This window comes from Aeromonas sp. R2-2 (genome assembly GCF_040908355.1).
Classification (GTDB): domain Bacteria; phylum Pseudomonadota; class Gammaproteobacteria; order Enterobacterales; family Aeromonadaceae; genus Aeromonas; species Aeromonas veronii.
Genome location: NZ_JBFODQ010000047.1, coordinates 1 through 8249 on the forward strand (window position 1 = coordinate 1; position 8249 = coordinate 8249).

9 protein-coding genes are annotated in these 8249 nt (G+C 56.0%); 2 read left to right on the forward strand and 7 right to left on the reverse strand.

Annotated features, from left to right (window positions below):
* Window positions 1-297: 297 nt before the first annotated feature.
* The 6 genes from AB5Z09_RS08720 to AB5Z09_RS08745 are packed head-to-tail and all read right to left on the reverse strand — an operon-like array spanning window position 298 to window position 5125.
* Window positions 298-1476, reverse strand: a complete 1179-nt coding sequence (locus AB5Z09_RS08720) for a tetratricopeptide repeat protein (RefSeq protein ID WP_368195078.1) — start codon at window positions 1474-1476, stop codon at window positions 298-300.
* 2 nt (window positions 1477-1478) lie between these two features.
* Window positions 1479-2141, reverse strand: coding sequence for an energy transducer TonB (locus tag AB5Z09_RS08725; RefSeq protein ID WP_021230422.1), 663 nt, complete (start codon window positions 2139-2141; stop codon window positions 1479-1481).
* Window positions 2138-2539, reverse strand: coding sequence for a biopolymer transporter ExbD (locus AB5Z09_RS08730; RefSeq protein ID WP_005339369.1), 402 nt, complete (start codon window positions 2537-2539; stop codon window positions 2138-2140). Before AB5Z09_RS08730 ends, AB5Z09_RS08725 begins: the two co-directional genes overlap by 4 nt.
* Window positions 2536-3066 carry a MotA/TolQ/ExbB proton channel family protein gene (locus AB5Z09_RS08735; RefSeq protein WP_167565558.1) on the reverse strand — a complete coding sequence of 177 codons (531 nt, stop codon included), beginning with the start codon at window positions 3064-3066 and terminating at the stop codon, window positions 2536-2538. The genes AB5Z09_RS08730 and AB5Z09_RS08735 overlap by 4 nt, the downstream gene beginning before the upstream one ends.
* Window positions 3063-4367, reverse strand: a complete 1305-nt coding sequence (locus AB5Z09_RS08740) for a MotA/TolQ/ExbB proton channel family protein (protein ID WP_167565556.1) — start codon at window positions 4365-4367, stop codon at window positions 3063-3065. The genes AB5Z09_RS08735 and AB5Z09_RS08740 overlap by 4 nt, the downstream gene beginning before the upstream one ends.
* Window positions 4364-5125 carry a DUF3450 domain-containing protein gene (locus AB5Z09_RS08745; protein ID WP_162515220.1) on the reverse strand — a complete coding sequence of 254 codons (762 nt, stop codon included), beginning with the start codon at window positions 5123-5125 and terminating at the stop codon, window positions 4364-4366. The genes AB5Z09_RS08740 and AB5Z09_RS08745 overlap by 4 nt, the downstream gene beginning before the upstream one ends.
* Before the next feature lie 210 nt (window positions 5126-5335).
* Between AB5Z09_RS08745 and AB5Z09_RS08750 the strand changes: the two genes are divergently transcribed.
* Window positions 5336-6112 (forward strand): LuxR family transcriptional regulator, encoded by a 777-nt coding sequence (locus AB5Z09_RS08750; RefSeq protein WP_005357256.1) that lies wholly within the window; start codon window positions 5336-5338, stop codon window positions 6110-6112.
* Window positions 6113-6366: 254 nt separating this feature from the next.
* Here AB5Z09_RS08750 and AB5Z09_RS08755 read toward each other — a convergent pair whose 3' ends face one another.
* Window positions 6367-7182 (reverse strand): S8 family serine peptidase, encoded by an 816-nt coding sequence (locus AB5Z09_RS08755; RefSeq protein WP_368195079.1) that lies wholly within the window; start codon window positions 7180-7182, stop codon window positions 6367-6369.
* A gap of 81 nt (window positions 7183-7263) precedes the next feature.
* On the opposite strand from AB5Z09_RS08755, the gene AB5Z09_RS08760 reads away from it, so the two are divergent.
* Complete coding sequence (locus AB5Z09_RS08760) at window positions 7264-8211, forward strand: IS30-like element ISAeca1 family transposase (protein ID WP_012564931.1); 948 nt, start codon at window positions 7264-7266, stop codon at window positions 8209-8211.
* Window positions 8212-8249 lie beyond the last annotated feature (38 nt).

The window sequence follows — 8249 nt, forward strand, 5'->3', positions numbered from 1 at the left end:
TCGATGCTGTGAGTGCCCACACAGATTGCTTGATTCAAATTGTTAAAGAGCGTCACGCTTGTCGCGTTGAGGAGGCGCATATTACGCTTCTCACTTCGAAAGTCAAGCGATTGTTTTCGCTTTTCTTTCGGCGCCCACTTCGCTAGGAAGCTGGCCCATCAGGTTGGCGTGTTCCGCCGTGCTGGTAGGGGCGCATTATAGGGAGCCGCGCCGGGATGACAAGGGCTTTTTGCAAAAATGCGTTCGTTTGCTGAAAAAGCGAACTGAACGCCCCAAAACAGCCCCTTGGCACCTCTTTTACGCCGCTTTTTTGCTCAACTCTTCGCTTTGTGCCCGGATATAGTTGACCCAGCTGGTTGCCTTCTGCTGCCAGTTATCCTGTTGCTGCAGCTCACGGGCCAGTTCCAGCGCCTGGGCATACTGCTCCTTATTAAGGTGTGCCTGCACCAGCAGCGCTTTGGCACGATTGCCTTGCTCGCCTTTTACCGACTTGATGGCGGCGAGCTGGATCATGGCAGCATCAGTCTTGCCCTGTTGCAGCATCAGTTCGGCGGCGCGCATGGCAGCTTTGGGCTGACCATGTAGGCTGGCCAGCTGCTGCCAGCTATCAACTGCTTGTGACCACTCCCGGGCACCTTCCCACAATTGGGCCAGCAGTTGGCGGTTTTCAGCACTTTGCTTCATCTGTCCCTTGGCCATGGCCGCTTCCAGCAGACGGGCACCACGATAAGGCAGCCCTTGCCAGGCATAGAGACGGATCAGCTGATTGCGGGCAGACGCATCACCCATCAGTTTTCTGTCGATAGCTGTTTGCAACAGAGCCAACGCCTGATCGCCACGTTTGGCGGAGAGGTTGAGCGACACCGCCTGCTGCCACCATTTGCTCTCTTTGGGTTCGTGGCTGATCAACTCAGCCGCCTGATCGGCAGCCACGCCATAACGTTGCTGGGCGGTGAGGGCGGAGAGACGAATGATGGCGGCCTGCTTCTGCCAACCCTTCTTCAACAACTGTTCGCTCTGACTGGCGGCGTCACCGTACTGCTTGTTGTGGTAATAGAGGCCAGCCAGACGCAGGCGCAGTGCATCGTCTTGCTTCAGTGCCAGTGCCGCCTTGTAGCTGACAATGGCACCAGACCAGTTGGATTGCTGGGCCTGAATATCGCCGCGCAGTCGCAGCAGCTGGAGCTGTTGTTGCTCGGGCCACTCTTTATAGGCAAGGGCCTGTTCGACATAACGGCTCGCCTGGGCGGTCTGTTGCAGATTGGCCGCCAGCGAGGCTTGCAGCTGCGCCAGCCAGGCACGCTCGGCATCGCTATTTGGCTTGAGGCCGGATGCCTTGCTCTGGGCTTGTTGCCACTGACCAGACTGATAGAGCTTCATCACGGGTTCAAGCTGACGGGAGAAGTGAGGGCTGACCTCCATCGCCAGACAGGCTTGGCCGACCAGGGCCAGCAGACAGATCCAGATCCGCAACATAGTTATGACTCCAGTTTGAATTTGAGCGTGATGACTTGCACCAGCTTGTCGGTGGCGCCCGGTCTCGGCTGATAGCGCCACTTGTTGATCGCCTGAATGGCCGCCCGCTCGAACTGACGCTTGGGTTTGGCCTCGACCACTTCCACATCCTGCACGCCACCTTCCGCATTCACGCTAAAGCGCAGGGTGACGAAACCTTCGATCCCTGACTGTTGGGCACGATAGGGGTAGACCGGCTCGATCCGTTGCAGCGGCATCAGCATGTCACCGGCGCCGATACCCGCCCCTTGCTGCTGGCCGTGGTAGTTGCCACTCAATACCGGTGCAGTACTGGTCGCCACACCGGGGGCATAGACCTGCACCGCGCTGAGGCTGGAAACAAGATCCAGACTCGGCTCAACGGCCGCCAAGGGGGCTGCTGCTGGCATCGGCAACGGTGTCGAGGCCAATGCGGCAGGAGGCTCTGGCAGAGGTTCAGGCTCCTGCGGTACCGGACGCTCGCGCACCTGCACCTCGGTCACCTCGTTCTGCATATTGATGACGATGGGCTTCTGTTCGCTCGCCACCTTCTCGCCCCGGGGCGGTTCAACCAGCGTGGCCATGAACAGCAGGATGCCCAGACTGAGTGCAACCCCCAGCCCCAGGCTCATCAGCTTGTATTTCATTTCGGCGCCACCGCCACGGCGATATTGGCGATACCCGCCGCCTTGGCCTCATCCATCACCCGCACCACCTTGCCATGGGGCACTCGCTCGTCGGCCTGAATCACCAGGCTGGCATCAGGTTGCTCCGCCAGCAGACGGGCGATGGTGGCCTGCACCCGCTCCACATCGATCTGCTTGCGGTCGAGGAAGATCTGACCCTGAGCCCCGATCGCCAGCATGATGCTGGAAGATTTCTGCGCCTTGGCCTGACTGGCCTGAGGTCTGTGTACCTCGAGCCCGGCTTCGCGCACGAAGGAGGTGGTGACAATAAAGAAGATCAGCATGATGAACACGATATCCAGCATGGGGGTCATGTCGATCTGCACTTCGTCACGCTGGCGTTTGGATTGCCGTCTCATTGCATTACCTTCTCTTCTCGCAGGCCGTCCCGGGTCTTGGCCAGCGCACGCTTGGCCTGACTCTCGAGCCGACTGAGTAACAATACGCCGGAGAGCGCCACCACCATGCCTGCCATGGTGGGGATAGTGGCGCGGGAGATCCCGCCCGCCATGCTCTCCGGGTTAAAGCGGTTGGCCGCAGCCAACGCATCGAATACGCCGATCATGCCGGTCACTGTGCCCAGCAACCCCAGCATGGGACAGAGCACCACCAGGGTGCGGATGAAGATCAGATGACGGTTCAGTTCCAGCTCTGCCTGCGCCAGCCAGCGGCTGCGGATCGCCCGGGCGTGCCAACTGTGGCGCTCGCTGCGGGCCTGCCAGCGGCCGAGCAGCTGTTGCTGCAAGGGGCCAAAACCCAGATTGAGGTAGAGCAGCCGCTCGATCATCAAAATCCACATCAGCACCAGCAGGGCCAGAATGACCCAGAGCACAGGGCCGCCACGGCTCATGAAACTCTGCAGCTGTTGCCAGATGTCGAGCATCATGCTGCTCGCTCCATCCCGCCGTTATTGCTCTCGGCGCGCTCGGCCAGAATGCCGGCTACCTGCTGCTCCAGTACATTGGAAAGCTCAGTGAAGCGCGATTGCAGCAGGCTGTGGGCCAGGATCAGCGGAATGGCCGCAACCAGACCCTGTACCGTGGTAACCAGCGCCATGGAGATGCCGCCCGCCATGATCTTGGGATCGCCGGTGCCAAACTGGGTGATGGCCTGGAAGGTGCCGATCATCCCGGTTACGGTACCGAGCAGACCCAGCATGGGGGCGATGGCCGCGATCACCTTGACCATGCCGATACCGCGCTCCATGCGAGGAGTCTCCTGCAGGATCGCCTCATCAAGACGCAGTTCGAGGGTCTCCATGCTCAGCTCGGGGTGTTTGTCTGCCACCGTCAGCACCCGGCCAAGGGCGTTGTCGGCGTGATACTCGCCGCTCTTGAGCTGGCGGCGCACCCGACCCAGTTCGCGGGAGAGGCTCCACAGCCGTACTGCTGCAATTCCCAAACCGATGGCGGCCAACAGCACGATAATGGCGCCGACCTGACCACCTTGTTGTACCTGCTGCCAGAAGGTGGGCGCCTGTGCCAGCATCACCAGCAGAGTACCATGCGAAGGATCCAGCGGCAGCGCTTCCCCTTCCTGACCCTGATAAGCCGCAACGGCAGAGAACACGCTACCGGGCAGACCCAGTACCGGGCTCAAGCCTTCGGCGGTCGGTTGCAGGAAGCCTTCGCTCCCCAGCAGGGCAAAACTGCCAACCCGGGTCAGCGACTGCTCGCTGGCAGCCCCCTGGGCATCGAGCACCTTGCCGTTGAACTGAGCAATCCGGCCAGATTCGCGGATCTCCTGCAGCAGCGTGGCGGGCAGCAGGGCGAGGGCGGCGCGATCCGGCACCTGTTTATCCTGTGCCATGGCTTTCAGCGGGGCGAGACGCTCCGGGTACTGGCCCTCGACGGCGGATTCGCTCAGCAGCTTGACCGCATCGCTGGCGCCCTGACGGGTGACTGCGAAGATCTCGTTCATGTCGCCGGAGGCTTGCTCCCACTGGGCGTTAAGCTCGACCAGCTGCTTCTCGTTGCTGGCGAACTTGCCAGCCAGCTCCTTGCTCAAGCGCTGGGCCTCGGCCAGTCTGGCGCGGGCAGTGCCGAGCTCCCTGGCAACGGTCGCCAGATCTTGCTGAGCCTGCTGTTCACGAGCCTGTTCCTGCTGCTGCCACTCATCGGCGACAGCGGCGTTGGTACCGCAGGAGAGGGCAATAAGGAGGGGGAACCACTTCATGGTGACTCTCATGATTGGGCCTCCTGACTACGGCTGACAGAGAGGGGGACATTGAGCAACTGGGGAACTTTCTTGTCGGCGGCCACATCCATCGCCTCGGCGATAGGGGAGAGCCACTGGCTATCGAGGGCTTGCCACTGCTTAGCCTCGGCAGACCAGCGCCATGCCTGACTGCGATCGGCCGTCATTGCCAGCAGGGAGAGCCGGCCCAGCGCCAGCACATCGACCCGACGCGGAGCACCATCCAGCTCCAGCTCGGCGGAATAGCTGTCCATCCGGCTGCCGTATTCGGCTTCGATCTGATAGGCCTGCAGCAACTGACGGAATTTCTCTGCCTCGCTAACGTCTGCGCGAGCCAGGGTCGCTTTCAACTGTTCAACCCGCGCCAGCCGATCTTCCTTGCGCAGCGGGATGTCATTTTGCACCAGCTGTTCCAGATCTGCCTGCATCTGCAACATCAGCGGTATCAAGCCCTGACGGGTCTCTTGCACCGCTTCAAGCTGCTGACTCAATTTACCCAGCTCATTTTGCTGATCGGCCACCAGAGATTGCATGTAGCGGTTGTAGGCTTCGAGGTCACGCAGTTGCAGCTGGGCATTTTGCAGCTCCAGTCGTGCGGCAACAGCGGCATCGGCGGCTTTTTCCACCCGCTGCTGGGAGGCTTTCCCGGCAGCTATGCTGTTCTTGAGGGCGGGAGCAACCAGCTCATCCCCGATGGCAGCAAAGTGGACTGACAGTGGCAGCAGGGCCACACCCCATAATTTGTTCATTGAAATACATCTTACTAATGATAACTATTATCATTATCTCAAATGCAGGGCGGACTGGCAACGAGAGGATTTTCTTGGCCTTTATGCACAAAAACAGGATAATTTTTAAGCACGCACGGAATAAGTGGCGCCAATAGCCACCGCACAAATATAAATAACGAGAAAAAATCTTTTCGATCAGTGTGATAGAGATCGAAAAAGGAGAAAGTAATGCTCAACGATGCGATCTGGGAACATATCGACAAGTTCACCAAGGCAACAAAAACCAGCGATATCCAGCAACTGCTGGAGCGCTTCAGTCATCAAATGGGCTTCGATTACTTTCGGCTGCTGATTATTTTCCCCATCAGCATGCAAAAATCCCACGTGGCACTGTTCAACAACTGTCCGACCACCTGGTTTGACGCCTATAGCGAAAACCAGTATCTGACCCAGGATCCGGTGGTCTATCTGGGGCTGAAACAGACCCAGCCTATCTTCTGGAACAAGCTCGACTGCGACTCGCCCTGGCTGCCCAGCGCCAGCCGCGACGTGATGAACCTGGCCGCTGATTTCGGGGTACGCAATGGCGTCTCCTTTCCGCTGCACACCCCGCAGGGGGAGCACGGCATCCTCTCATTCATCACCAAGGAGAAATCCAACTCCGACCTGATGTTTGAAAATGTCCCGCTGCTGTCGTTCTGCGCCAGCTACATCTTCAACTCCGCACTGCAACTGATCAAAAGCAGACCGGATATGATGAAGTACCTGACCGAACTGTCGGATCGGGAGAAGGAGTGCCTGTTCTGGGCCAGCGAGGGCAAGACCTCCTGGGAGATCGCCACCATCCTCGGCATCAGTGAGCGGACGGTCAACTTTCACCTGACCCAGGTGACCAACAAGACCGACTCAAAGAACCGCAGTCAGGCCATCGCCAAAGGGATCACCAGCGGCATCATAGTGCCCTCCCTCGACGAGGTCACCATCACCAACCTGCGGCTGTCGTAACCCCTCAGCAGCAACAAAAAGAGCCGCAATTGCGGCTCTTGTTTCAGAGTAATAAAGTACCATACCAAATCACTCTGTAAGGTGCTTTTATACAGTAAACGTTGGTGCACCACTGAATGATAGTTTCATACCAATCAGGGTGTTCTATACTGATACAAGTTTAGGGTAGAACAATAAAGTATCATACCTACTATTTTAAAAGATCCGTTTACCAAACATACAAATATCGATATGTCGGTTTTAATCTTCCATCTTTACAAACGAACTCTATTGGTAACCTTCACGGCCTGCAACGTTTGATTTTGTTGTAGGACCAAGTTATAGGTGTTTGTATCACCCTCCGCCCGAATAGAAATAACAAGAGAGTACTTCAATGGTGGAAGGTCTTTTTGAGCCTCACCACCCCGCTCTCTCGCGTGATACTTAACATCAAAGACAGGATTAGATAAGGTTGTCTTTTTAAATCTTTGCTGTCTAGATATGCAAGTTTCCCATTTATGGGCATCTTCTCTCAATTCCTCCTCAGTTTCATATAATTTATCTACTGAGAAAAATGTTTTCGTGTCAGCATGACCAGCACCTTCTTTCTGCTTTTCATCATTAGCTCTAAATGAAATATCAAGGCCACTTCTTGTGTAATGCAATGGATGTTCAGGATCAGTGATCGCATTAAAACAGAAGGTAGCTTTGATATGCACCCATGTACAATCAATTCCATCAGGCAATGGAATTGGAATTCTCAAATGTTGAGATTGCTCAAGTTCACCTTGATACACAATCATTGCCTCATCACTTAAGCATTCTATTATCTCTTCAGGTGAAGAAGGAAATAACCCCCAACCAACCTCAACTTGTTCATTATCATTGTTTTTTGCATGATGAACCATCAATGCTTTAACGGTTGATGGGGTCAGGTTAAAACTGGTAATAGAATCAATGCCAGCAGCTATTCTTAACGCATAAGGAGCCGCATAGCTTGTCCCCATAGTACCTATAATACTATCAGTTAAGGGGGAATAAAGCTTAAATGGATTATTCTCTGTCCCCGTGAATTCAGATAATAAGTGCAATGCCCATGGTGCATAGGAGAGAGGCGGTCAACTACCAGTTAGGGTACGCTTCTTCTCGCCAAAGAAACAAAGCGATACACCATGAAATACCAGCAGTTGACCGAGGGGCTACGATACCAGATTGCCTGCCTCCGTGACCATGGCCTGTCACAGGCCCGCATTGCCAAACAGCTCGGGGTTCATCCATCGACTATCAGTCGTGAGCTTCGTCGTAATTGTGCTGGGCAGGCCTATCAGCCGCAGCAGGCTCACCAACTTGCCACGGCACGACGGCTGACGAGTCAGAAGCGTACTGTCCCGTCTGATACCATCGACTTTGTTTGCATGGCGCTGGTCGCGGACTGGAGTCCCGAGCAAATCAGTGGCGTTGGAGACATGATTAACTGCCCGGTTAGCCACGAGTGGATATACCGCTATGTGGCACGCGACAAGGCCAACGGTGGCACGCTATACCGGCATCTGCGTCAGGGTCACAAACGCTATCGCAAGGGTAAGAACAGCAAACGCAGTGTCATTCCCAATCCGGTATCGATTGATGAACGCCCTGCGATAGTCAATGAGCGGAGCCGTGTGGGAGATTGGGAAGTCGATACCGTGTTGGGTAAGCAAGGCAGCGGTGCAATAGTGAGTCTGTTGGAGCGTAAGAGCCGGCTCTACCTGGTTCAATACGTTCCCAGCAAAACAGCCAGCGCGGTGGCGGACACCATTATCAGCATGCTGAAACCCTACCAGGCACATGTCCATACCATCACAGCTGACAATGGTAGCGAGTTTGTCGAACATGAACGTGTTGCAGCAGAGCTGGAAGCGCAGGTGTACTTTGCGCATCCATACAGTGCATGGGAACGGGGACAGAATGAGAATAGCAATGGTCTGCTGCGGCAATATGTGCCCAAAGGCAGTGATTTGAGTGTGGTGACAGCAGAGGCACTGTCAGCCGTCGAAAAGCGGCTGAACTTCAGGCCGCGCAAATGCTTGGGATTCAAACAGCCACAGGTGGTTTTTGACGAACTTCTGAAAGCAGCCTGATTTTTAATCGGGAATTGCACTTCGAAGTTGAATTCGCG

Bases quoted from the DNA above. Each gene is read 5' to 3' on its own strand.
- AB5Z09_RS08720 (WP_368195078.1), bottom strand. From the start codon at position 1,476: ATGTTGCGGATCTGGATCTGTCTGCTGGCCCTGGTCGGCCAAGCCTGT.
- AB5Z09_RS08725 (WP_021230422.1), bottom strand. From the start codon at position 2,141: ATGAAATACAAGCTGATGAGCCTGGGGCTGGGGGTTGCACTCAGTCTG.
- AB5Z09_RS08730 (WP_005339369.1), bottom strand. From the start codon at position 2,539: ATGAGACGGCAATCCAAACGCCAGCGTGACGAAGTGCAGATCGACATG.
- AB5Z09_RS08735 (WP_167565558.1), bottom strand. From the start codon at position 3,066: ATGATGCTCGACATCTGGCAACAGCTGCAGAGTTTCATGAGCCGTGGC.
- AB5Z09_RS08740 (WP_167565556.1), bottom strand. From the start codon at position 4,367: ATGAGAGTCACCATGAAGTGGTTCCCCCTCCTTATTGCCCTCTCCTGC.
- AB5Z09_RS08745 (WP_162515220.1), bottom strand. From the start codon at position 5,125: ATGAACAAATTATGGGGTGTGGCCCTGCTGCCACTGTCAGTCCACTTT.
- AB5Z09_RS08750 (WP_005357256.1), top strand. From the start codon at position 5,336: ATGCTCAACGATGCGATCTGGGAACATATCGACAAGTTCACCAAGGCA.
- AB5Z09_RS08760 (WP_012564931.1), top strand. From the start codon at position 7,264: ATGAAATACCAGCAGTTGACCGAGGGGCTACGATACCAGATTGCCTGC.